General features: G+C 73.1%; 23 protein-coding genes and 1 riboswitch. Of the genes, 2 read left to right on the top strand and 21 right to left on the bottom strand.

Going from position 1 to position 22,570, the window contains the following annotated elements:
- Positions 1-72: 72 nt before the first annotated feature.
- From pheT to rpe, 16 genes are all read right to left on the bottom strand, one after another.
- Positions 73-2,652, bottom strand: coding sequence for a phenylalanine--tRNA ligase subunit beta (gene pheT, locus ABZV00_RS14690; RefSeq protein WP_355605858.1), 2,580 nt, complete (start codon positions 2,650-2,652; stop codon positions 73-75).
- Positions 2,653-2,692: 40 nt separating this feature from the next.
- Positions 2,693-3,760 carry a phenylalanine--tRNA ligase subunit alpha gene (gene pheS / locus ABZV00_RS14685; RefSeq protein WP_355605855.1) on the bottom strand — a complete coding sequence of 356 codons (1,068 nt, stop codon included), beginning with the start codon at positions 3,758-3,760 and terminating at the stop codon, positions 2,693-2,695.
- A gap of 220 nt (positions 3,761-3,980) precedes the next feature.
- Positions 3,981-4,832, bottom strand: a complete 852-nt coding sequence (locus tag ABZV00_RS14680; protein WP_355605852.1) for an RNA methyltransferase — start codon at positions 4,830-4,832, stop codon at positions 3,981-3,983.
- 29 nt (positions 4,833-4,861) lie between these two features.
- A complete protein-coding gene (gene rplT, locus ABZV00_RS14675) occupies positions 4,862-5,254 on the bottom strand; it encodes a 50S ribosomal protein L20 (RefSeq protein WP_281583696.1) in 393 nt (130 codons plus the stop codon).
- Between the two features lie 32 nt (positions 5,255-5,286).
- Positions 5,287-5,481: a 50S ribosomal protein L35 gene (rpmI, locus tag ABZV00_RS14670; RefSeq protein WP_328414139.1), complete on the bottom strand. Its 195-nt coding sequence runs from the start codon at positions 5,479-5,481 to the stop codon at positions 5,287-5,289.
- 20 nt (positions 5,482-5,501) lie between these two features.
- Positions 5,502-6,152, bottom strand: a complete 651-nt coding sequence (infC, locus tag ABZV00_RS14665) for a translation initiation factor IF-3 (protein WP_328414137.1) — start codon at positions 6,150-6,152, stop codon at positions 5,502-5,504.
- Between the two features lie 451 nt (positions 6,153-6,603).
- Positions 6,604-7,077, bottom strand: coding sequence for a PH domain-containing protein (locus tag ABZV00_RS14660; RefSeq protein WP_355605847.1), 474 nt, complete (start codon positions 7,075-7,077; stop codon positions 6,604-6,606).
- Between the two features lie 410 nt (positions 7,078-7,487).
- Positions 7,488-8,333, bottom strand: a complete 846-nt coding sequence (gene hisG, locus ABZV00_RS14655; RefSeq protein WP_355605844.1) for an ATP phosphoribosyltransferase — start codon at positions 8,331-8,333, stop codon at positions 7,488-7,490.
- 47 nt (positions 8,334-8,380) lie between these two features.
- Entirely contained in the window at positions 8,381-8,662 is a 282-nt protein-coding gene (locus ABZV00_RS14650; RefSeq protein WP_328426468.1) for a phosphoribosyl-ATP diphosphatase, read from the bottom strand.
- A gap of 8 nt (positions 8,663-8,670) precedes the next feature.
- The gene (ribH, locus tag ABZV00_RS14645) at positions 8,671-9,168 is read right to left on the bottom strand and encodes a 6,7-dimethyl-8-ribityllumazine synthase (protein ID WP_328414128.1); all 498 of its coding nucleotides are present in this window, start codon (positions 9,166-9,168) and stop codon (positions 8,671-8,673) included.
- Positions 9,169-9,170: 2 nt separating this feature from the next.
- Positions 9,171-10,436: a bifunctional 3,4-dihydroxy-2-butanone-4-phosphate synthase/GTP cyclohydrolase II gene (locus ABZV00_RS14640; protein WP_328414126.1), complete on the bottom strand. Its 1,266-nt coding sequence runs from the start codon at positions 10,434-10,436 to the stop codon at positions 9,171-9,173.
- 37 nt (positions 10,437-10,473) lie between these two features.
- On the bottom strand, positions 10,474-11,163 hold the full coding sequence (gene pnuC / locus ABZV00_RS14635; RefSeq protein ID WP_328414124.1) for a nicotinamide riboside transporter PnuC: 690 nt from the start codon (positions 11,161-11,163) through the stop codon (positions 10,474-10,476).
- On the bottom strand, positions 11,163-11,813 hold the full coding sequence (locus ABZV00_RS14630; protein WP_328414122.1) for a riboflavin synthase: 651 nt from the start codon (positions 11,811-11,813) through the stop codon (positions 11,163-11,165). Before ABZV00_RS14630 ends, pnuC begins: the two co-directional genes overlap by 1 nt.
- Position 11,814: 1 nt before the next feature.
- Entirely contained in the window at positions 11,815-12,876 is a 1,062-nt protein-coding gene (ribD, locus tag ABZV00_RS14625) for a bifunctional diaminohydroxyphosphoribosylaminopyrimidine deaminase/5-amino-6-(5-phosphoribosylamino)uracil reductase RibD (RefSeq protein ID WP_328426466.1), read from the bottom strand.
- Between the two features lie 162 nt (positions 12,877-13,038).
- A riboswitch (FMN riboswitch) is annotated at positions 13,039-13,209 on the bottom strand.
- 78 nt (positions 13,210-13,287) lie between these two features.
- A complete protein-coding gene (locus ABZV00_RS14620) occupies positions 13,288-14,244 on the bottom strand; it encodes a response regulator (RefSeq protein ID WP_328414120.1) in 957 nt (318 codons plus the stop codon).
- A gap of 1 nt (position 14,245) precedes the next feature.
- Positions 14,246-14,926 (bottom strand): ribulose-phosphate 3-epimerase, encoded by a 681-nt coding sequence (rpe, locus tag ABZV00_RS14615; RefSeq protein WP_328414119.1) that lies wholly within the window; start codon positions 14,924-14,926, stop codon positions 14,246-14,248.
- A 255-nt stretch (positions 14,927-15,181) separates the two neighbouring features.
- On the opposite strand from rpe, the gene ABZV00_RS14610 reads away from it, so the two are divergent.
- Together ABZV00_RS14610 and ABZV00_RS14605 are read left to right on the top strand one after the other, a co-directional pair.
- Positions 15,182-16,072, top strand: coding sequence for a septum formation family protein (locus ABZV00_RS14610; protein WP_355605838.1), 891 nt, complete (start codon positions 15,182-15,184; stop codon positions 16,070-16,072).
- An 84-nt stretch (positions 16,073-16,156) separates the two neighbouring features.
- Complete coding sequence (locus tag ABZV00_RS14605; protein WP_355605835.1) at positions 16,157-17,047, top strand: septum formation family protein; 891 nt, start codon at positions 16,157-16,159, stop codon at positions 17,045-17,047.
- An 81-nt stretch (positions 17,048-17,128) separates the two neighbouring features.
- Here the strand turns inward: ABZV00_RS14605 and ABZV00_RS14600 are convergent, their stop codons facing one another.
- The 5 genes from ABZV00_RS14600 to ABZV00_RS14580 form a co-directional block, all read right to left on the bottom strand.
- Positions 17,129-18,607 carry a transcription antitermination factor NusB gene (locus tag ABZV00_RS14600; RefSeq protein ID WP_355605974.1) on the bottom strand — a complete coding sequence of 493 codons (1,479 nt, stop codon included), beginning with the start codon at positions 18,605-18,607 and terminating at the stop codon, positions 17,129-17,131.
- Positions 18,562-19,488: a methionyl-tRNA formyltransferase gene (gene fmt, locus ABZV00_RS14595; RefSeq protein ID WP_355605971.1), complete on the bottom strand. Its 927-nt coding sequence runs from the start codon at positions 19,486-19,488 to the stop codon at positions 18,562-18,564. Before fmt ends, ABZV00_RS14600 begins: the two co-directional genes overlap by 46 nt.
- A gap of 5 nt (positions 19,489-19,493) precedes the next feature.
- Positions 19,494-20,051 (bottom strand): peptide deformylase, encoded by a 558-nt coding sequence (gene def / locus ABZV00_RS14590; protein ID WP_328414115.1) that lies wholly within the window; start codon positions 20,049-20,051, stop codon positions 19,494-19,496.
- 45 nt (positions 20,052-20,096) lie between these two features.
- Positions 20,097-21,365 carry a cytochrome P450 gene (locus ABZV00_RS14585; protein ID WP_355605832.1) on the bottom strand — a complete coding sequence of 423 codons (1,269 nt, stop codon included), beginning with the start codon at positions 21,363-21,365 and terminating at the stop codon, positions 20,097-20,099.
- 173 nt (positions 21,366-21,538) lie between these two features.
- Positions 21,539-22,522 (bottom strand): AAA family ATPase, encoded by a 984-nt coding sequence (locus tag ABZV00_RS14580; protein WP_328414112.1) that lies wholly within the window; start codon positions 22,520-22,522, stop codon positions 21,539-21,541.
- Positions 22,523-22,570: the final 48 nt, after the last annotated feature.

Genomic DNA, 22,570 nt, shown 5'->3' with positions numbered 1-22,570 from the left:
GCGGCACACCCCGATACGGACGTGTCCTCCGTCGGACCATGCCGACGGAGGACACGCCAGTGTCAGATCGCCTCAGGCGCCGCGCAGGATCGCCCCCACGCGCTCCGCCGCGACGGCGACCGCCGCGTCGCGGGCGGCCACCGCCTCCTCGACGGTCAGCGTCCGGTCCGGCGCCCGGAAGGTGAGCTTGTAGGCCAGTGACCGGCGACCCGCACCGAGCTGCTCACTGGCGTACACGTCGAACAGCCGCACGTCCTCCAGCAGCTCGCCGGCGCCCGCCTCCAGCGCCCGGCGCACCTGCTCCGCCGGCACCGAGTCGTCCACGACCAGGGCCACGTCGATCAGCGCCGGCGGGAAGCCGGAGACCGCCGGGGCGGGCGTCACCGGCGCGGACGGCAACGCGTCCAGGTCCAGCTCCATGGCACAGGTACGGCGCGGGAGCTCCAGCGCCGCCACCACCACCGGGTGCAGCTCGCCGGCGTGTCCGACGACTGTGCCGTCGACCCGCACCTCGGCGCAGCGGCCCGGGTGCCACGGGGCGTACTCGGCGGCACGTACCTCGACCCGCTCGGCCGGAACGCCGGCAGCGTCCAGCACGTCGCGGGCCGCCTCGATCGCGTCCGCCCAGCCGGCCGGCCGACCCGGACCCCACCAGCCGGCCGGGTCGAGGTCGCCGGTCAGCACCACCGCGACGTGCACCGGCTGCGCCGGCACCACCGCGTCGGCGGCCGCGAACTCCGCGTCGGTGGGACGCCGGTCCACACCCATCGCCGGCGGGCTGCCGGCGTCCACCCGCGGGTGGAAGACCGCACCGATCTCGGAGAGCGCCAGGTCGCGAAGACCCCGGCCGAGGTTGCGCTTGAGGATGCCGAGCAGCGGGCCGAGCAGCGTGGTACGCAGCAGCGGCTCCTCCTCGGACAGCGGGTTGGCCAGCCGCACCGCCTGCCGGCGCGGGTCGTCGGCCGGCAGCCCGAGCAGGTCGGCCAGCTCGGACGACACGAACGGGTGCGCGAGCACCTCCACGTACCCCCGCTCGGCCAGGGACCGGGCGATCGCCCGGCGCCGATGCTGCCCCGGGGTGAGCCCACGGCCGGGAGGCGCGGTCGGCAGCACCGACGGCACCCGGTCGTACCCGTCGAGGCGAACGACCTCCTCGACCAGGTCGGCGGGGTCGGTCAGGTCGGGCCGCCAGCTCGGCGGGGTGACGCTGAGCGCGACCCCGGCGCCGCTGGCCATGCCGACCGAGCCCGGGTCCTCGGCCAACCGGTCCGCACCCTGGGCGACCGTGCAACCGACCCGCTCCAGCAGGGCGACGACCCGCGCCGGCGGGTACTCGACGCCGATCCGCCGGGTGGGCAGGTCCGCCGGCAGGCTGATCGGGGTACGCGGCCGGACGTGATCGATGTCCAGGATCTCCGCGCCGGGCGTGCCGCCGCCGTGCTCGGTGAGCAGCCGCACCGCCCGCTCCAGCGCGACCAGTGGCAGGGCCGGGTCGACGCCACGCTCCCAGCGCTTCGCGGCCTCGCTGAACAGCTTGTGCCGGCGGGCGGTCCGCCCGACCATCGCCGGGTCCCAGTGCGCCGCCTCGAAGAGCACGTCGGTGGTGCCGGCGATGACCTCGCTGGTCTCACCGCCCATCACCGCGGCGAGCGAGATCGGGATGCCGGCACCCTCGCCCGCGCCGGGGTTGGGCAGCCCAGCGTCGCAGATGACCATGTCGTCGGAGGCGAGCACCCGCAGGACCCCGTCCAGGGTGGTCAGCTTCTCCCCCGGCTCGGCCCGGCGCACCACCAGCGCCCCCACGATCCGGTCGGCGTCGAAGGCGTGCATCGGCTGGCCCAGCTCCAGCATCACGTAGTTGGTGATGTCGACCGGCAGCGAGATGCTGCGGATGCCGGCGGTGACGAGCCGCTGCTGCATCCAGGACGGTGTGGGCGCGGTCGGGTCGACGCCACGGACCAGGCGGGCGGCGAACCGGTCGCAGCCGATCGTGTCGCGCACCTCCACCGGGTACGCCGGTTCGGGCGTGCCGCCCGGCGCGGGCACCAGGGCCGGGTCACGCAGCGGCACGTCGAACGCGTGCGACAACTCGCGGGCCAGGCCGCGCAGGCTCAGCGCGTACCCCCGGTCCGGGGTGATCTCCAGCTCCAGCACCACGTCGTCGAGACCGACCACCGGCCGCGCGTCGTCGCCGGGCTTGGCCGCCACGTCCGGCGGCAGCACGATGATGCCGGAGTGGTCGTCGCCCAGGCCCAACTCCTTCGCCGAGCAGATCATGCCGGCGGAGTTGTGCCCGTACGTCTTGCGGGCGCCGATGGCGAAGCCGCCGGGCAGCACACCGCCGGGCAGGATCACCACCACCCGGTCGCCAGGGGCGAAGTTGCGCGCTCCGCAGACGATCTCCTGCGGCTCGCCGGTGCCGTTGGCGTCGCCCACGTCGACCCGGCAGAACCGGATCGGCTTCTTGAAGCCGGTGAGCTCCTCGATCTCGCGCACCTCGCCGACGACCAACTGGCCGGTGACGGTCTCCCGCAGGTCCACCACGGACTCGACCTCGATGCCGAGGTCGACCAGGGCCTGCTCCAGGTCGCCGGTGGGCAGGTCGGCGGGGAGGTCGACGTACTCCCGCAGCCAACTGACAGAAACTCGCATGACTTCAGACCACCGTTCCCGTGTCTCGTACCCGCATCGCCTACGCCCCGGTCCCGAGCGCGCGGCTGAACCGCACGTCGCCCTCGAAGAGATGGCGGATGTCGCTGACCCCGTGCCGGATCATCAGGGTCCGGTCGATGCCCATGCCGAACGCGAATCCGGAGTAGACCTCCGGGTCCACGCCGCAGGCGCGCAGCACCCGCGGGTTGACCATCCCGCAGCCGCCCCACTCGACCCACTGGGGGCCGTCGCGGTGCTCCGGGAACCAGACGTCGAACTCCGCCGACGGCTCGGTGAACGGGAAGTAGTGCGGCCGCCACCGGGTCTTCGCCTCCGGGCCGAAGATCGCCCGGGCGAAATGGTCGAGGGTGCCGCGCAGGTGGGCCATCGTGATGCCCTTGTCCACGACGAGACCCTCGGCCTGGTGGAAGACCGGGCTGTGGGTGGCGTCCACCTCGTCGGTGCGGTAGACCCGGCCCGGGCAGATCACGTAGATCGGCGGCTTGCGGCTGAGCATGGTGCGGGTCTGCACGTTCGAGGTGTGCGTCCGCAGCACCAGGCCGGAACCCTCCGGTGCGATGTGGAAGGTGTCCATCAGCCCGCGCGCCGGGTGGTCGGCGGGGATGTTCAACGCGTCGAAGTTGACCCACTCCAGGTCGACCTCGGGGCCCTCGGCCACCTCGTAGCCCATCCCGACGAACAGGTCGCTGACCGACTCCATCAGGGTGTTCAGCGGGTGCCGGGCGCCGCGCGGACGGCGGTCGTACGGCAGGGTGACGTCCACCCGCTCCTCGACCAACACCCGCTCGGCCTGCTCGCGCTCCACGACCTCGGCGCGGTCGGCGTAGGCGGTCTCGATTGCCCGGCGGGCCTCGTTGACCCGCTTGCCGGCGTCGGACTTCGCGGCCGGTGGCAGCGCGCCGATCTCCCGGCGGGCCAGCGAGACCGGAGACCGGTCACCGAGGTGCGCGGGGCGTAGCGCGGTCAGCGCGTCCGGGTCGGCGGCGGCCGTGAACGCCTTCGCGGCGTCGGCGACGGCCTCGGCCAGGGCGGCCGGGTCGAGCAGGGCGACCTGCTTCGGGTCGTACGGATCGTTGCGGTAGCTCATGGCGTACGGGCACTCCCTCACGGCGGCGCCAGCCCTCACCGGGGCGGCTAAGCGAGTCTACGGACGCGCGGCTGCGCCGCAGCCCGCCGGTAGGAGTTGCGCAGGGAGCAGGTCAGACCCGCCGCCCACCGACACCGGCGGGCTGGCTAAACGAACGCCGTGGCGCGTCCATCGACGGAGACTCTCCCCTGCTGATCTGTCGCGCCGGGTGAGGCCACCATCAGCGCTGTGCTCTCGCCGAAGCGTACAGGCAGACCGCGGCGGCCGCAGCCAGGTTCAGGCTCTCCGCGCGCCCGTGCAGCGGCACCCGGACCCGGGCGTCGGCCGCGGCGGTCAACTCCTCGGGCAGCCCGTGCGCCTCGGAGCCGAACAGCCAGGCGGTGGGCTCGGCGAGCCGCCCGGAGTCGGCCAGGTCGTCCAGGTCGCTGTCGCCGTAGCCCGTGGTGGCCAGCACGGTCAGCCCGGCGGCGCGTAGTGCGCCGACCACCTCGACCGGGTCGGCGGCGCGAACCACGTCAACGTGGAAGAGGCTGCCGGCGGAGGCCCGCACGCACTTGCCGTTGTACGGGTCGACGGCGTCGCCGGCGAAGACCACCGCGCCCGCCCCGGCGGCGTCGGCGGTGCGCAGCACGGTGCCGGCGTTGCCCGGATCACGGATCTCGGCGAGCACCGCCACCAGACGGGGCCCGCCCGCGAGCGCCTGCTCCAGCGGCACATCCAGGTGCCGGCAGACGGCGACCAGCCCCTGGGGGGCGACCGTCTCGGCCAGCGCGGCCAGCGCCTCGTCGGTCACCTCGGAGACCGGCACGTCGGCTCGGGCCGCGGCAGTGGCCAGCTCCGCGTACCGGTCGAGGGCGGTGGGCGTACCGAACAGCTCGGTGACCACCCCGGGCCGGGCCAGCGCCTCGCGGACGGCCTGTGGTCCCTCGGCCAGGAAGCGGCCGGTGGCCTCGCGGTCCCGGCGGCGCTGCAACCGGCGGGCGGCGACAACCCTGGGTGTACGCGGGGTGAAGGCCATGGTGTGTGGTCCTCCGGCACGATTGAGGCGCCCCCCGGACGGCGGTGCCGACACGGGAGACGCCTCGCTCTTGTGCGCGGGGATCAGGCGGCCTGGGCCGCCGCGCCGCCGGTGCCCTCGGCCGCGACCGCGGCCCGGGCCAGCTCGACGATCGCCGCGAAGGCGGCGGCGTCGTTGACGGCCAGGTCGGCCAGGATCTTGCGGTCGACCTCGATACCGGCCAGACGCAGGCCCTGGATCAGGCGGTTGTAGGTCATCCCGTTGGCCCGGGCACCCGCGTTGATCCGCTGGATCCACAGCTGCCGGAAGTCGCCCTTGCGGTCACGACGGTCCCGGTAGGCGTACTGCATCGAGTGCAGCACCTGCTCCTTGGCCTTGCGGTACAGCCGCGAGCGCTGACCGCGATAACCACTCGCGGACTCCAGCAGGGTACGACGCTTCTTCTGGGCGTTTACAGCCCGCTTGACGCGTGCCATCTCAACTCCTTCTTACGTAAAGGTGGCGCGCGTCAGCGGCCGAGCAGCTTCTTGATGCGCTTGACGTCGGCCTTGGCAAGCACGACCGTGCCGGTCAGCCGGCGGGTGTGGGTGGAGGGCTTCTTCTCCAGGTTGTGGCGGAGGCCGGCCTGCTGGGCAACGATCTTGCCCTTGCCGGTGACCTTGACCCGCTTACCCATACCCGTGTGGCTCTTCATCTTCGGCATGTGGAACGTCTTCTCCCCTGTTACTCGCCGCTGGTGTCGGCGGCGGTGCCGGTATTACCGGCTGCTGCGGTCTCGCCGGCCGCCGCGGTCTCATCGGCTTCCGGAGCGGCGGACTCGTCCGCTGCCCGGTCCCGAGGTGCACCGCGGGACGCCGTAGCGGCAACCGCGGAGGCCTTGACGGCCCGATGCGGAGCGAGAACCATGATCATGTTTCGACCGTCCTGCTTCGGAGCGGCCTCGACGTATCCCAGTTCCGTGATCTCGGATTCGAGCCGGCGCAGGAGCCGGTAGCCCAGCTCCGGGCGGCTCTGCTCGCGACCGCGGAACATGATCGTCACCTTGACCTTGTCGCCCGCCTTGAGGAACCGCACCACGTGACCCTTTTTGGTCTCGTAGTCGTGCGGGTCGATCTTCGGCCGAAGCTTCATTTCCTTGATGACGGTCTGCTGCTGGTTACGCCGCGCTTCGCGCGCCTTCAGTGCGCTCTCGTACTTGAACTTGCCGAAGTCCATGAGCTTGCACACCGGCGGGCGCGCCATCGGCGCAACCTCGACCAGGTCCAGATCGACGTCCGCGGCCAGCTGAAGGGCGCGCTCCAGTGGGACGATGCCCACCTGCTCACCCTCGGGGCCGACCAGTCGGACCTCACGTGCCCGGATCTGCTCGTTCACGCGTGGTTCGACGCTGATGGGGCCTCCTCGAGTCGTTTCTGCTTTCGTGCCGACCCCGCGGCTCCCGGGTGGGAACCGACCCGGAAAGCAGAAGGCCCCGGCATACGCCAGGGCCCGCTCGACCGGCCGGCACGATCATATGATCGCGCATCCGGCACCGGGACATGCCCGGAACCGGGGACCGGACCCGGCCACCGTAGCGGCGACTCGGGTGGGAGCAGGCGCTCCGCTTTCGTGGCTGCCTGCTCGCACGCGGAGACAGCCTGGTCGACTCGATAACACTACACCCCCGACCCGGTCGCCCCCAAACCGGACACCACCCACCGCCGCCTGCCGCTCCACCGCCCGCCCGAAGGTCGACCGATCACCGCCCTGTCCCCCGGCGGTGCGACGCCGTGGGCAGGTGCAACGCCACCAACCCGCTGCGCGGGTTGGTGCGGGGCGGCGCGGGTTAGCGGCCGGTGGCGCGCTCGGCTAGGCGAGCCTGGTGCGCTTCGTGCAGCCGGCGCAGCGAGCGGACCCCCTCGACGGCCAACTCCTTGTCGGCGGCCTGTAGGGCGACCATCGGCATCAGGTCGTCGTCGTACAACTCGAGGCTGGCCCACGGCGCGCCCCGGTCGAACCGGACTCCCCGGACGACCTCCCAGGGCAGCTCGTACGAGCTGATCACGTTGCGCACCCGGACACCGCGCGCGTCGGCCTCGACCCGGGGGCGGGTGAACAGAAGGAAGGCCAGCGCACCGAAGATGCCCAGACCGATCATGGCCAACTGGTCGCCGCGCTGGAAGCTGCCGTAGCCGTTGCCGGTCGGGCCGCTCAGCGATGTGGCCACCAGACTGAACACCACCACGAGCGCGACCGCCGCAGACCAGCAGACCACCCGGATGCGGCGGGGCTTCAGGCGGACCAGTTCGGTGTCACTCACCCCACCAGTCTGCCATCCGCCCTCGCCCGGCGACCGCACCACCCGCCGAGCCACCGCCACCGCAGCCGGACCACCCGCCGCGCCGGAGCCGGGCCGCGCCGAGGCCGCCGAGCCGACCGCGCGGCGCTGCGGAAGATCACGCTCAATCCGGGATCTAGTGGCCTCGGCCGCGCCGGAGGCCACTACTTCCATGTTCGAGCGTGATCGTCGCGCGGCCACTCACGCCGGCAGGTGCCGCGCGGGCGGTAGATCGACTCGAGATCGGCGATGTGGGGGTGTCCCGCGCGTGCCGACACCCCACATCGGCGATCCCGAGTCGATCAAGCAGGTCGACCGCCCGAGTGCGCTGCGCAGGCGGTCAGGCAGCGCTGCGCCGGCGGCCCGGCAGCGGACCGGCGGTCGGGCAGCGGTCAGAGTCGGCAGGCGTGGATGTTGGTGACCAGGATGGCCCGGGCGCCCAGCTCGTACAGCTCGTCCATGATCCGGTGCACGTCATCGCGGAGCACCATGGCCTGCACCGCCACCCAGCCCTCGCGGTGCAGCGGCGACACGGTGGGCGACTCGATGCCCGGGGTGAGCCCGCTGGCCCGGTCCAGCAGGCCTGCCGGCACGTCGTAGGCGAGCATCACGTAGCGGCGGGCCACCAGCACGCCGTGCAGGCGGCGCAGCAACTGCTCGGCCTGCGGGTGCGCCGGTGCGGCGGCCCGACGGACCAGCACCGCGGAGGAGCGCAGCAGCGGCTCGCCGAAGACGACCAGGCCGGCCTGGCGCAGGGTGGCGCCGGTCTCCACCACGTCGGCGATCACGTCGGCGACGCCGAGCCGGACGGCGTTCTCCACCGCGCCGTCGAGGCGGATCACGTCGGCCTTGACCCCTACCTCGCCGAGGTGCCGCTCGACCAGGCCCGGGTACGCGGTGGCGATCCGGTGCCCGCCCAGGTCCTGCACGGAGGCGATGTCGTCGGGGCGGGCGGCGAAGCGGAAGGTGGCCCGGCCGAAGGCGAGGTCGACGACCTCCTCGGCCGGCGCGGCCGAGTCGATCAGCAGGTCCCGGCCGGTGATACCGAGGTCGAGGTCACCGGAGCCGACGTAGGTGGCGATGTCCTTGGGGCGCAGGTAGAAGAATTCGACGTCGTTGGCCTCGTCCCGGCAGATGAGGTCCTTGAGGTCGGTGCGCTGGCGGTAGCCCGCCTCGCGCAGCATCTGGGCGGCCGGCTCGGCCAGGGTGCCCTTGTTGGGAATGGCGACACGCAGCATGACGGAGTGCTCCTTCGATCGCGGCTCTGATCAACGGGTGGGGGCACTCACAGATGTCGGTAGACGTCCTTGAGCTCGAGACCGCTGGCGAGCATCAGCACCTGGACCTGGTAGAGCAGCTGGGAGATCTCCTCGGCGGTGCGCTGCGGCCCCTCGTGCTCGGCGGCCATCCACGACTCGGCCGCCTCCTCGACGACCTTCTTGCCGATGAAGTGCACCCCCTTGTCCAGGGCGGCGACGGTGCCCGAGCCCGGGGTGCCGGCGGCGGCCTTGGCCTGCAGCTCGGCGAACAACTCCTCGAACGTCTTCACGGAACCCGATTCTTCCAGTCGGCCGGTCAGCCGCCGAAGCCGACCCGCTGACCGTTGCTGGCCAGCGTCCGGACGGCCAGCGCGGCGTCCAGCGCGGCGACGGTGGCCGACCAGCCCTTGTCCTCCGCCGAGCCGGGCAGCCCGGCCCGGTCCCGGGCCTGCTCGATGGTCTCCACGGTGAGCACACCGTGCGCCACCGGCTTGCCCTCGTCCAGCGCCACCCGGGTGAGCCCGTCGGTGACCGAACGGCAGACGTAGTCGAAGTGTGCCGTGGCGCCACGGACCACCACGCCGAGTGCGACCACCACGTCGCAGCGGCGCGCGAGGGCCTGGGCGACCACCGGCAGCTCGACCGACCCGGCGACCCGGGCCACCACGGCCCGCGCGCCACACGCCTCGGCGGCGGCGACGGCCCGCTCCAGCATGTGGTCGGTCAACTCACCGTGCCAACGGGCGGCCACCACCCCGACGGTCATCCCGGCCGCGTCCACCGCGTCGACGCCCGGCTCCCCGAAACCCGCCATGTTTATGCTCCGATCTCGTCGCTGGCAACCGCACGCCCCGTGGGAGCCTCGGTCACCTCGTCCAACTCGTCCAGCAGGTGACCCATCCGGTCCCGCTTGGTGCGCAGGTAGCGCAGGTTCTCCGGGTGCGCGCCGGCCGGCAGTCCCTCCCGGCCGGTGATGGTCAGCCCGTAGCCCTCCAGCCCGGCGCGCTTGGCCGGGTTGTTGGTGAGCAGCCGCATCGAGCGCACGCCCAGGTCGTACAGGATCTGCGCGCCGGTGCCGTAGTCGCGGGCGTCCGCCGGCAGGCCCAGGTCGAGGTTGGCGTCCACGGTGTCCCGGCCCAGGTCCTGCAGCTGGTACGCCTGCAGCTTGTGCAGCAGCCCGATGCCGCGCCCCTCGTGCCCGCGCACGTAGAGCACCACGCCCCGGCCCTCCTGCCCGACGCGGGCCAGCGCGGCGTCCAGTTGCGGCCCACAGTCGCAGCGCAGTGAGCCGAACACGTCCCCGGTGAGGCACTCGGAGTGCACCCGGACCAGCACGTCCTGGCCGTCACCGAGGTCGCCCAGCACCATCGCGATGTGTTCGGCCGGGTCGTGCTCGGCGCGGTAGCCGAGCGCCCGGAACACCCCGTGCCGGGTCGGCATCCGGGCGTCGGCGACCAGCTCGACCTGCTTCTCGGTCCGCCGCCGGTAGGCGATCAGGTCGGCGATGGTGATCAGCGTGAGGCCGTGCTCGGCGCAGAACTTCTCCAGGTCCGGCACGCGCATCATGGTGCCGTCGTCGTTGACCAGCTCACAGAGCACGCCCGCCGGGCGCAGCCCGGCCAGCCGGGTCAGGTCGACCGCCGCCTCGGTGTGCCCGGGCCGGCGCAGCACCCCGCCCTCGCGGGCCCGCAGCGGCACCACGTGCCCGGGTCGGGCCAGGTCCGTGGGGTCGGTGGTCGGGTCGGCGAGCAGCCGGATGGTGTGCGCGCGGTCGGCCGCCGAGATGCCGGTGCTGACCCCCTCCCGGGCGTCCACGGTCACGGTGTACGCGGTGCCGCGCCGGTCCTGGTTGGTGTGGTGCATCGGCGGCAGGTCGAGCCGGTCGCACTCGCTCTCGGTCAACGGCACGCAGACGTAGCCGGAGGTGTGCCGCACCATGAAGGCCAGCAGTTCCGGCGTGGCCAGCTCGGCCGCGAAGATCAGATCGCCCTCGTTCTCCCGGTCGGCGTCGTCGACCACGACGACCGGCCGACCGGCCGCGATCTCGGCGACCGCCTGCTCGATGCTCGCGAAGGTGCTCATGCCGGCACCACGGCGCTGGACCTGATGATTCGCTCGCTCATGCGACAGCCTCCGTGTAGGTGGGCGGGATCGAGGCGACCGGACGGACGGCGCGCGAGGTGCGCCACCAGGCGGCGAAGCCCCAGGCGCAGAAGGCGCCATAGATCAGGTACATGACCGCCGACGGGTAGAACCCGCCGCGCAGCAGCAGTGGCACGCCGACCGCGTCCACCGCGATCCAGACCAGCCAGAACTCCACCCAGCCGCGGGCCATGCCGTAGGTGGCCAGCAGGCTGCCGGTGAGGATCCAGGCGTCCGGTAGCGGGCCCCAGGAGCCCAGCGCGGCGAGCACCGGGTACGCCACGGCGGTGCCGACGGCGGCGGCCAGCAGCATCGCCAGCCGCTCCCGCCCGGTGGCCCAGCGCGGGAGCACCGCGGCGTGCCCGGCGCCGGCGCTGCGGTTGCGCTGCCAGCGCCACCAGCCGTAGACGCTGACCGCGAAGAAGAACACCTGCCGGCCGGCCTGCCCGTACAGGTCGTGCGCCTGCGGGGTGGCGAACGCCCCGCCGAGGAAGACGGTGAACAGCAGCGCGTTGCCGATCATGCCGACCGGCCAGGCCCAGACCAGCCGACGCAGCCCGAGCAGCGCGGAGACCAGCCCGAACACGTTGCCGACGATCTCCCGGACCAGGACCGGCGAGCCGGCGATCTGCACCTGGGCGTCCAGCAGCCAGCCGAGCGGGCCCATCAGGCCACCCCGTCCAGGGCGGCGACGCCGCCGACCGGGCCGGTCGGGCCGTCGGTCAGCCGGGCGCCGAGCAGCCGCTCGACGTACTTGGCCAGCACGTCGACTTCCAGGTTGACCGGGTCGCCGACGCCCTTCGCGCCGAGCGTGGTCAGCTTGAGCGTGGTCGGGATCAGCCCGACGGCGAACTGGTCCGCGCCCACCTCGGCGACGGTCAGCGAGACGCCGTCAATGGTGATCGAGCCCTTCTCCACCACGTACCGGGACAGGGCGGCGGGCAGCCGGAACCGGACCGTCTCCCACTGCTCGGCCGGCTCCCGGGAGATCAGCTCACCGACCCCGTCCACGTGCCCCTGCACCAGGTGCCCGCCGAGCCGGCTGCCCAGCGCGGCGGCCCGCTCCAGGTTGACCGGGTCGCCGGGGCGCAGTGCGCCGAGCGCGGAGCGGCGCAGCGTCTCGCCCATCACGTCGGCGGTGAAGGTCCCGTCGGCCACCTCCACCACGGTCAGGCAGACCCCGTTGACCGCGATGGAGTCCCCGTGTCGGGCGTCGGAGGTGACCAGCGGGCCGCGTACGGCGACCAGCGCCGAATCGCCCGCCGTCGCCGTCACCCGGACGATCTCGCCCAGCTCCTCGACAATGCCGGTGAACATGTCAGCCCTCCCTCTTCCGAGGCAACGCGGTGATCCGCAGATCCGGACCGATCTGCGTAACGTCGACGTACTCCAGATCGATGGCCTCAGCGATGGTGGTCACGCCTGCGTCGATCAGGGCGGTCGGGCCGGCGCCGAGCAGCCGGGGCGCGACGTAACCGACGATCTTGTCGACCAGGCCGGCGGCCAGGAACGCGCCGGCCAGCCGGGGGCCGCCCTCCAGCAGCACCGCGCGGACGCCGCGCTGGTGCAGCGCCGCGAGCAGCGCCGGCAGATCGACGCGGCCGTCGGGGCCTGCGCCAACCTCGGCGGCGGTCGCGATCCAGGTCCGCGCGGCGCCGTCGCGGACCCGGGCGTCGGCCGGGGTACGCCCTGCGCTGTCCACCACGACCCGCAGCGGCTGCCGGATGGCGAGGCTGCCGTCGCGCAGGTTGCGGGCGGTCAGCCGGGGATCATCGGCGAGCACGGTGCCGACCCCGGCGAGGACCGCGTCGACCGTGCCGCGCAGCGCGTGCACGTCGATCCGGGCCGCCTCCGAGGTGATCCACATGCTGGTTCCGTCCGCCGCAGCGGACCGGCCGTCCAGGGTGGCGGCGTACTTCCAGATCACGTACGGCCAGCCCCGGCGCATCGAGGTCAGCCAGGCGACGTTGCCGGCCTCGGCCTCGTCGCCGCGTACCCCCAGGTCCACACGGACCCCGGCGGAGCGCAGCGTGGCCGCGCCACCGGTGGCCACCGGGTTGGGGTCGGGCACGGCGATCACCACCCGGCCCACACCGGCCTGGACCAGCGCGTTGCTGCAGGGGCCGGTGCGACCGGTGTGGTTACAGGGCTCCAGGGTGACCACTGCGGTGCCGCCGCGGGCCCGCTCCCCGGCCTGGGCCAGCGCGACGATCTCGGCGTGCGGGCCGCCGGCGTAGGCGTGGAAGCCCTCCCCGACGACCTGGCCGTCCGCGTCGAGCAGCACGCAGCCGACCACCGGGTTGGGGCTGGTTGTGCCCAGCCCGCGCGCCGCCAGTTCGATCGCACGCCGCATCGCCTCATCGACGGAGACGCTGGCCATCGCCTTGCCCCTGCCCTCTCACTCGCCGGTCCGCGCGCGGGCGGTCAGGGAGGCGGCATGGGGCCGCGGGCAGGCGGCGGCGGATTCCGGGTACGGCGCAGCCGCCCCGGGGGGTCGACACGGCACGCTGAAGCCAGCGGCCGGCTCGGACCCGTCCGTCCCGCGCGCTGTCTCCCATCCGGACTGTCTGGGCGCGGACGAACCGCCCCCAACCGTCGGCCCCGGATTTTCACCAGGTCCACCGGGCAGCAGAGCCGTCCGGGTCGCGGGCTGACCACGGTTGGACCGTGGATCACCGCCGGTTCGGAATTTCACCGAGTCCCGCCAGCGCGTGGTGGGTACAACGGCAGTCTTACACGCTGACGGGGGTGTGCCGCCACCGAGGCGAGCTACTTCACAGCGGTATCACGCTCAGGTGACGCCACGGCGCCGGTCCACCGCCACGTACGATCCCGGTTGACTCTTGGCCACCGTCTTCATCTCCGAGGCCACCGCGATCACCTCAAGGGGGTCGGTGAACCGCTTGCCGTCGTCGGAGAGGGAGACCCCGATGGAGAGGGTGACCAGGGCGGCCCGGCGGATGTTGCCACGCCGGTCCTTCAGTTCGACGAAGCCGCGCTCCCGGTCGGTCGGGTCGTAGAGCGTGTCGGCGGCCTTCTCGAAGTCGACCACCGCCCTGGAGGTCAGCGGGCGGACCTGGTCCGGGGCGCAGACGATGACGAAGTCGTCGCCGCCGACGTGGCCGAGGAAGGCCGGTGGCAGACCCACCGCCACCACCGCCCGGTGCAGGCTGCGGGCCAGCGCGGAGATGAAGTCGTCGCCACGGACGAAGCCGTACCGGTCGTTGACGCTCTTGAACCGGTCGATGTCGACGTAGCCGACCGCGTAGTCCACCCCGTGCCGGACCCGGTCGCTGATCTCCCGACGGATCCGGCTGTTGCCGGGCAGCCCGGTCAGCGGGGAGACCTCCCGGAACTCCTTGTTGCGCCGCAGCGTCGACGAGACCCGGGCCACCAGTTCGGCGGTGTCGAACGGCTTGACCAGGTAGTCGTCGGCGCCGGCGCTGAGCCCGTGCACCTTGTCCACGGTCATCCCCTTGGCCGTCAACATGATCACCGGCAGGGCGGAGGTCATCGGGTCGGCCCGCAGCCGCCGGGTCAGCTCCAACCCGTCGATCCGGGGCATCATCAGGTCGACCACGGCCAGGTCCGGCCGCTGCCGCTCGATGACCTCCAACGCCTCCTGGCCGTCGCTGGCGTGGATCACCTCGAAGCCGTGCAGCCGCAGGTTGAACTCGACGAAACGGGCGATGTCCTCGTCGTCGTCGACGACGAGGATGATGTCCTTGCGATCGCCGTCGGGGTCCATCTCAGGCCCCGGGAGCCGCGCGTTCCGCCAGCGCCCGCAGGTGCCGTACCGCCTCCGCCGGGTCGGCGGCGCCGTAGACGGCGGTGCCGGCCACGAACGCGTCGGCGCCAGCGGCGGCGGCCTGCTCGATGGTGTCGGCGGCGATCCCGCCGTCCACCTCGATGCGCAGCTCCAGATGCCCGGCGGCGACGTGCCGGCGGGCGGCACGGACCTTGTCCAGCAACTGCGGGATGAACCGCTGCCCACCGAAGCCGGCCTTGATGGTCATGATCAGCAGGGTGTCGAAGCTGGGCAGCAGGTCCAGGTACGGCTCGATCGGGGTGTCCCGGTCGATGGCCAGCCCGGCCTTCGCGCCGGCCGAGCGCAGGTCCTTGGCCAGCGCCACCGGGTCGTCGCACGCCTCGGCGTGGAAGGTGACGTTGTACGCCCCGGCGTCGGCGTAGCCGGGGGCCCACCGACGTGGGTCCTCGATCATCAGGTGCACGTCGAACGGCATGGCGGTGACGGCCCGCAGGCTCTGCACCACGGGCAGCCCGATGGTCAGGTTCGGCACGAAATGGTTGTCCATCACGTCTACGTGCAACCAGTCCGCGGCGTCCTCGACGGCACGGACTTCTTCGGCGAGGTGGGCGAAATCGGCGGCCAGAATGCTCGGCGCGACGATCGGCGGCGGTACGGTCACGGGGTCAGTGTACGAACGCGGCCACCCGCCGCCCGCAGCGCGGCACCATGGCCGACGCGCTGTGATCCGGCGGTGACCAGTGGTGCAGAATTGGCCGGTCCGGACCGCCGAATCCGGACGAACAGACATCAGCGGCTGGCCGATCGACGGAAACGCGACGACACTCCAACCGGGACGGTGCCAGAGGTTGCACGCCCGCCGGGGTCTCGCCGCGGGGCGCGGTCACCGGCCGCCAGCTCCCGGGGAGGGCGGACGATGCGACGGTGGCTCGGAACGCTGGCGCTGGCCGGCGTCACGACGATGCTGCTGGCCGGCTGCGGGCCGGCGCGGGGCGCGGACGGTGATCTCACCGACGACTGGCCGGCGCTCGCGGCCCCGAAGCCGTTCACCCCCGCCACCGACACCTGCCTGCCCCGGATCACCTCGATCGTGCAGGCCAGCACGTACGAGACGGTGGACTGCGCGCGCAACCACCTGGCCGAGGCCATCCACGTCGGTGCCTTCACCGGCCCGGTCGCGCTGGCCGACACCCGACCGGAGCCCGGTTCGTCTGCGCTGCGCACCGCCCGCGCCGAATGCGACCAGCGGGCCCGGGAGGTGCTCGGCGGCGACTGGCACACGGCACGTCTCACCCTGTCCATCTCGCTGCCCACCGTCCCGGCGTGGGCCGGTGGCGCGCGTTGGTTCCGCTGCGACCTCAGCGAGACCGACAGCATCGACAACACCAGGGCGGTGAACCGCACCGGCAGCCTGCGCGGCGCGTTGATCGGCGACACCCCCCTGACCCACCGCTGCTTCGACCCCAAGCTGATCGGCGACAACCTCAACTACATGGCGCCGGTGCTCTGCACCGAGCCGCACCGCGCCGAGTTCGTCGGCGTCTACGGGGAACGGGAGATGACCTGGGCGGAGTTCGCCCGCTCCGCCGAGCAGGCACACCGGCGCTGCATGGCGTTGATCGCCGCGTACGCCGCCGTACCGAACAACAGCGACCTGCCGTACCGGGCCGGGTCCATCTACTACCCACCGTCGCAGCGGGAGTGGGAGGAGGGCGACCGCGGCGTGCGCTGTTTCCTGTGGAGCGACGACCGCAAACTCACCCGCTCGATGCGCGGTGCCGGCCCGGAGGGACTACCCGCGATCTGAGTACCGGTGCCGTATGCTGCTGCGCCGTGGCGCTACCGACCGGCTGGGGGCCGGCCGGAGACCACCAGCGGCAGGAGGTCGGGGATGCGACGGTGGTTGGCGGCGGTCGCCGTGGGCGCGGCGGTGACCCTGGCGCTGGCCGGGTGCGGCGCACCCGCCGGAGTCGACCGGGACCTCATCGATGACTGGCCGGCGCCCGTCGCGGCGCAGCAGTTCGTTCCCGCCGCCGATGTCTGCCACCACTCCTCCCAGCAGGTCGGCTTCCTGACCGGCTACAACCCGGTGGCGTGCACCGAAGCACACCGGGTGGAGACCGTGCACGTCGGCACGCTCACCGGCCCGGGCGCGGAACGCGGCACGCCCCCGCCGGCCGGCTCGGCCGGCATGCGGACCGCGCAGGCCGGCTGCGAGACGGAGGTCAGCAAGGCGGTGGGTGCCGACTGGCGCTCCGGTCGCCTCGGCCTGACCGTCGTGCTGCCCTCGCCGCCCGCCTGGGCCGGCGGAGCCCGCTGGTACCGCTGTGACGTCACCGAGCTCGCCAGCATCGACGACACCGCCGTCGACCTGCGCACCGGCAGCCTCCGGGGTGCGCTGACCGGCGCCGCGCCGCTGGCGTACCGCTGCTTCAACCCGAAGCTGGTCAAGGACGACATCGACGCCATGGAGCCGGTCTCCTGCACCGCCAAGCACCACGCCGAGTTCGTCGGGATCTGGCGGGCACCGGACATCAGCTACGCCGAGTTCAACCGCACGACCAAGCGGACCCACCGGGCCTGCCAGACGATGACCGCGAAGTACGTGAAGGTGCCGGACAACGCCGAGCTCGACTTCCGCGCCGGGACGATCTACTACCAGCCGTACGAGCAGGAGTGGAAGAACGGCAACCGTGGCGTGCAGTGCTTCCTCTGGGTCAGCGACCGGAACCTGACCCGCTCGCTGAAGGGCGCTGGCACCAAGGGCCTCCCGGTCACCTGACCGGCCGGGCACCCCGCACCCGGCCGGGCGGCCGGGTGCGGTGCGCGTCGCCGGGACGGCTCAGCCCCGGCGTGGAACGACTCAGCCCCGGCGCAGGACGGCGAGGAACATCGCGTCGGTGCCGTGCCGGTGCGGCCAGAGCTGCACGGTGGGCCCGTCGCCCAGACCGGGCATGCCGGCCGGCAGCAGCGGCCGGGCGTCGACGAAGTCCACCGGCACCCCGCTACGGCGAGCCGCCTCGGTCACCGTCACGTGCGTCTCCACGGTGTGCGGCGAGCAGGTGACGTAGGCGACCAGGCCACCCGGACGGACTGCGCGCAGCGCAGCGCCGAGCAACTCCCGCTGCAACCGGGTCAACGGTGGCAGATCGGAGGGCTGGCGACGCCACCGCGACTCGGGCCGGCGGCGCAGCGACCCCAGCCCGGTGCACGGCGCATCCACCAGCACCCGGTCGAAGTGCCCCTCCGGGAGCTCCGGGTCCGCGCCGACCTCACGGCCGTCGATTGCCAGCACGGTCACCGGCAGGCCCCTGGTCGCCTGAGAAACCAGCCGGGCCCGGTGCTCGGCCACCTCCACCGCGGTCACCCGGGCGCCACGCTGCACGGCCAGCGCGCCGAGCAGCCCGGCCTTGCCGCCGGGACCAGCGCACAGATCCAGCCAGCGCCCGTCCGGGCCGTCCAGCGGCGCGTCGGCGAGTGCGCTGGCCACCAGCTGGGAGCCCTCGTCCTGGACGTGGGCGCGGCCGTCGACCACCGCCGGCACGTCGCCCGGCGCGCCGCCGGGCAGGTAGACGGCGTACGGCGAGAAGGCGCCGGGCGCCCCACCGACCTGGTCGGCCAACTCGATCGGATCGATCAGACCGGGCCGGGCGCACAGGTGCACCGGTGGGCGCTCATTGTCCTCGATCAGCAACCGGGCCGTCTCGCCCAGGTCGCCGCCGAGCGCCTCGGAGAAGGCCCGGACGATCCACTGCGGATGGCTGTACGCCAGCGACAGGTGCCCGACCGGGTCGGTCTCCATCGGCGGGGCGAGCTTCGCCACCCAGCCGTCCACGTCGAGGGTGGACACCTCGCGCAGCACGGCGTTGGCGAACCCGGTGGCACCCGGCGCGACGGCGCGGACCAGGTCCACGGTCGACGAGACGGCGGCGTGCGCCGGCACCCGGGTGTGCAGCAACTGGTACGCCCCGATCCGCAGGGCGTCACGCACCGGCGGGTCGATCCGGGCCACGTCCCGGCCCGCCGCGTCGGTCAGGATCGCGTCCAGGGTGCCCAGGTGACGCAGAGTGCCGTAGGTCAGCTCGGTGGCGAACGCCGCGTCCCGGCCGTACAGCCCCTCCTCGCGCAGGATGATGGGCAGCACCAGGTTGGCGAACGCGTCGTCGCGGTGCACCGCGGCGACCGCCTCGTACGCCGCGCGCCGTGGCCGGTCCAACGGCGGCCGGACCGGCCGGCGGTCACCGCCGCGACCAGTCGACGGGCCACCGCGCGTCGGGCGCGTCCCCTCCGGGGCCGTCACGCGAAGTCCTCGCCGGTGCTGACCCGGACGCCGCGCGCCCAGTCGGTCGCCGGCATGGCCCGCTTGCCCGCGGCCCGGACCTCGCCCAGCCGCACCGGCACGGTAGCCGTGCCGGCCAGCACCCGGGCCTTCTCCACCAGCAGCTCCCCCGGCTTCAGGTCGGGGCCGTCGGCCGCCGCCACGACCGGGCCGAGCTTCACCCGCTCGCCCCGGAAGGTCGTCCAGGCGCCCGGAGCCGGGGTACAGGCCCGGACCCGTCGGTCCACCGCGAAAGCAGGGTCGGTCCAGCGCACGCGGGCGTCCTCTACGGTCAGTTTCGGTGCCAACGTCACCCCGTCGGCCGGCTGCGGCTCGGCCCGCGCGGTGCCGTCGGCGATCGCGTCGAGCACCGCCACCAGCAGCCCTGCGCCGGATTCGGCGAGCCGTTCCAGCAGGTCACCGGAGGTGTCGCCGGCGCGGATCTCGTCGGTCAGGGTGCCGAAGACCGGGCCCGTGTCCAGGCCCTGCTCCAGTTGGAAGACGCTGGCCCCGGTCAGCTCGTCGCCGTGCAGCACGGCGTGCTGCACGGGCGCGGCGCCGCGCCAGGCGGGCAGCAGCGAGAAGTGCAGGTTGATCCAGCCGTACCGGGGGATCTCCAGTGCGGCCGGCGGCACCAGCGCGCCGTAGGCGACCACCGGTACGCAGTCCGGTGCGAGCTCGCGTAGCCGGTTGAGGAACTCCGGGTCACGGGGGCGGGCCGGGGTGAGCACCTCGACGCCGTGCTCGTCGGCCCACTCGCCGACCGGGGAACGGGACAGGCCGCGCCCGCGTCCGGCGGGCGCGTCGGGCCGGGTGACGACGCCGACCAGCTCGTGCCGGGAGGCGGCGACGGCGGCCAGGGCGGGCACAGCGACGGCCGGCGTACCGGCGAAGATCACACGCATCGCGGTCACCGGCCCAGGCCGAACGGGTCGGAGATGTGCGGGCTCAGCTTGACCACCGGCGGAGCTGCCGCGTCGTACCACTCGGCCTGGCGGATCGCCTTCATCGCTTCCTTGCGCCCCTCCGGGTCCAGCCGGTCGAGGAAGAGCACACCGTCGAGGTGGTCGGTCTCGTGCTGCACGCAGCGCGCCATCAGGCCGGTGCCGACGATCTGCACCGGGTCGCCGAACGAGCTGAAGCCCTTGGCGATGACGTTCTGCCGGCGCTTGGTGTCGAAGTAGAGCCCGGGGATGGACAGGCAGCCCTCGGGGCCGTCCTGCTCCTCCTCGTCGGGGAATTCGAGCACCGGGTTGATCAGGTGCCCGAGCACGTCGTCGACGTCGAAGGTGAACACCCGCAGGCTCACACCGAGCTGCGGGGCGGCCAGGCCGGCACCGTTCTGCTCACGCATCGTGTCGGTCAGGTCGGCGACGAGCCTACGCAGCTCGGCGTCGAAGTCGACCACCGGATCGGCCGGCGTGCGCAGCACCGGATCCCCAAACAGACGGATGGGCTGAACGGTCACGCGGGAGGGCTCCTTCATGGGTGGGACGAGCGGTGCCGTACCAGTCTACGGAGTGCTCGGGCCGGCACCGGCCGGCGTACCTCGATCGGCCGCCGCCGGTGTGCCCAGCGTCACCGGCAGGCTCTGGTAGCCGCGCAGGGTCAGCCGGGTCCGGTGCTGGGGCGTCCCGGCCAGGGCCAATTCGGGCAGCCGGCGCAGCAGCAACGGGAAGGCCAGCTGCGCCTCCAGCCGGGCCAGCCCGGCGCCGAGACAGTAGTGCGGGCCGGCGCCGAAGGAGAGCGGGTGCGCCTGGTCGCGGGTCGGGTCGAAGCGCTGCGGGTCGGGGAACCGGCGCGGGTCCCGGTTGGCCGCGCCGAGCAGCAGCAGCGTCACGCTGCCGGCCGGTAGGTCGAGCCCGCCGCAGCGCACCGGCGCGCTGCTGGTCCGGGTGGTCAGCTGCACCGGCGAGTCGTAGCGCAGCAGCTCCTCGACGTACGCCGGGGCGAGCCCGGGGTCGGCGCGCAGCGCGGCGGCGGCCTCGGGGTGCCCCAGCAGTACCACCAGCCCGTTGCCGAGCAGGTTGGTGGTGGTCTCGAAGCCGGCGACGAGCAGCACCACCAGGTTGGCCAGCAGCTCGTGGCCGGTGAGCCGATCGCCGTCGGCGTCGTGCACCTGGACCAGCGCCGTGGTCAGGTCGTCGGCCGGGGCGTTGCGCCGGGCGACGACCAGCTCGACGAAGTAGTCGCGCAGTTCGGTGGCGCCGGCGTCGGCGACGGCCAGCTCCTCAAGGGTGATCTCCGGCTCCAGCACCCCGGTCAGGTCGCTGGCCCAGCGGCGGAACAGCGGTCGGTCGGCCTCCGGTACGCCGAGCAGCGCGCAGATCACCCCCACTGGCAGGGGGTACGCGAAGTCGGACAGCATGTCGACCGGTGCGCCGTCCCCGGCCCGGTGGCACATCGCGTCGAGGAGATCCTCGGCCTGGGCGCGCACCACGTCGCGCATGCTGGCGATCCGGCGCGGGGTGAACGCGCCGGCGGCGAGCCGGCGCATCCGGCTGTGGTCGGGCGGGTTGGTCCGCAGCATGGACCGGGCGATCGACGCCACCGCCGGGCTCTCCCGCCAGTCCGGCCAGACCTCGTCCCGCAGCGCGTCGTCCAGCACCACGAGCCGGGGGTCGCGCAGCAGCTCGTCGGCCTCCGCGTAGCCGGTCACCACGTACATGCCCGGCAGCGCCTCCACCACCGGCCCGTGCGCGCGCAGCCGCTCGTACGTCGGGTACGGATCGATCCGCCCCTGCGGTGACATGAGCAGTGTGAGCGCCTCGGCAGCCTCCATGGCCGGCCTCCCCCGTCGATGCGTCGGAGGCTCCATCATCCCGATGGCGTCCACGATCGGCAGCCCCCCGGCCGGGGTGACGACGCCGATCCGGCCCGCTGCGGGCTCAGGCTCCAGTGGTCAGGACGCCCCTGCGGGCTCACATGCCGACGTCGGGCCCCGCCTTCGTGGGCTCAGACGCTGGCGCCCGGGTCCCCGGCGAGGACCGCGTCGCCGGCGAGCAGCGCGGGTTCCGGCAGCGGCAGCTGGATCTTGTGGGCCGCCTCCCAGTCGTACACCAGGCCGGGGCGCACCTGCGCGGCGAAGTAGTCGATGGCGCTCATCCCGCCCACCACCGGCTCGTCGACCTCCGCGACGAGCTGGGCGGGGACCATCGAGAAGCCGTTCTGCAGGGCGGCGCTGAGCCGGCGGTGCCCGTCGACGACGAAGAAGTACTCGCCGGTGAACCCGATCTTCAGCGGCTCCAGCCCCTCGTCGCCGGCCTCGGCCACGTCGCCGACGAACTCGGTGTCCCACAGCCCCCGCAGGGTGGCGATGTCCTCGGTCGGGTAGACCCGGGCCGGGTCCAGCAGCAGCAGCGGTGGGCCGTCGCGCAGCACCTCGGCGCCGAGCTTCCCCTCGTACGCGGCGATGATGTGCTCGATCACCTCGGCGGCGGAGGCCCGGGTGGTGTCACAGATCAGGTCGTAGTTGCGCAGCCGTGCCTTGTCCACCCCGTACCGGATGATGAACCGGCTGCGCTCGCTCTCACTGCGCTCGCGCAGCTTGGCGGTGGCCTCCTCCAGCGAGGCGTAGCTCTCCGCCGGGCCGGACGGACGGGCCAGCACCCGGCGGGCCGCCTCACCCGGCTCGGTGATCATGTGCACCTTGAGCGCGTCGGTGAAGAAGTGCCAGGCCAGCCGCGAGTCCATGACGAGGCGCTCGCCGGAGGCGGCGATGTCGCGCTGGAGTTGGTCGACGTAGCCGTCGACGGCCTGGTCAAGCTCGGCGTGCAGGTTGAGCTGCAGGGCGGTCATCTGCCGCTGCTGCGCCATCTCGCGGTAGAGGTCACCCACGCTGACCCGGCGCATGCCCAGCCGCTTGGCGATCTCGACCGACACGGTGCTCTTGCCGCTGCCGAGGTCGCCGTTGAAGACGATCGATTGTCCAACGGTCACGACTGGTCCACCCCTGATCACCGGCTCATTGAAGACATCATCGACCTC

This window comes from Micromonospora sp. NPDC005173 (assembly GCF_040608515.1).
In the GTDB taxonomy this organism is placed as follows: Bacteria; Actinomycetota; Actinomycetes; order Mycobacteriales; family Micromonosporaceae; genus Micromonospora.
The sequence above is the reverse complement of the archived record's forward strand: the minus strand, read 5'-3'. Positions and strand labels throughout refer to the sequence as shown.

What these genes read in the sequence shown, in the direction of transcription:
- ABZV00_RS14620 (WP_328414120.1), bottom strand. Translation starts at nt 14,244, where the DNA reads ATGGACCCCGACGGCGATCGCAAGGACATCATCCTCGTCGTCGACGAC.
- hisG (WP_355605844.1), bottom strand. Translation starts at nt 8,333, where the DNA reads ATGCTGCGTGTCGCCATTCCCAACAAGGGCACCCTGGCCGAGCCGGCC.
- rplT (WP_281583696.1), bottom strand. Translation starts at nt 5,254, where the DNA reads ATGGCACGCGTCAAGCGGGCTGTAAACGCCCAGAAGAAGCGTCGTACC.
- pnuC (WP_328414124.1), bottom strand. Translation starts at nt 11,163, where the DNA reads ATGGGCCCGCTCGGCTGGCTGCTGGACGCCCAGGTGCAGATCGCCGGC.
- fmt (WP_355605971.1), bottom strand. Translation starts at nt 19,488, where the DNA reads ATGCGTGTGATCTTCGCCGGTACGCCGGCCGTCGCTGTGCCCGCCCTG.
- ribH (WP_328414128.1), bottom strand. Translation starts at nt 9,168, where the DNA reads ATGGCGGGTTTCGGGGAGCCGGGCGTCGACGCGGTGGACGCGGCCGGG.
- ABZV00_RS14585 (WP_355605832.1), bottom strand. Translation starts at nt 21,365, where the DNA reads ATGGAGGCTGCCGAGGCGCTCACACTGCTCATGTCACCGCAGGGGCGG.
- rpmI (WP_328414139.1), bottom strand. Translation starts at nt 5,481, where the DNA reads ATGCCGAAGATGAAGAGCCACACGGGTATGGGTAAGCGGGTCAAGGTC.
- pheT (WP_355605858.1), bottom strand. Translation starts at nt 2,652, where the DNA reads ATGCGAGTTTCTGTCAGTTGGCTGCGGGAGTACGTCGACCTCCCCGCC.
- ABZV00_RS14605 (WP_355605835.1), top strand. Translation starts at nt 16,157, where the DNA reads ATGCGACGGTGGTTGGCGGCGGTCGCCGTGGGCGCGGCGGTGACCCTG.
- ABZV00_RS14640 (WP_328414126.1), bottom strand. Translation starts at nt 10,436, where the DNA reads ATGAGCACCTTCGCGAGCATCGAGCAGGCGGTCGCCGAGATCGCGGCC.
- ribD (WP_328426466.1), bottom strand. Translation starts at nt 12,876, where the DNA reads ATGGCCAGCGTCTCCGTCGATGAGGCGATGCGGCGTGCGATCGAACTG.
- ABZV00_RS14610 (WP_355605838.1), top strand. Translation starts at nt 15,182, where the DNA reads ATGCGACGGTGGCTCGGAACGCTGGCGCTGGCCGGCGTCACGACGATG.
- ABZV00_RS14630 (WP_328414122.1), bottom strand. Translation starts at nt 11,813, where the DNA reads ATGTTCACCGGCATTGTCGAGGAGCTGGGCGAGATCGTCCGGGTGACG.
- pheS (WP_355605855.1), bottom strand. Translation starts at nt 3,760, where the DNA reads ATGAGCTACCGCAACGATCCGTACGACCCGAAGCAGGTCGCCCTGCTC.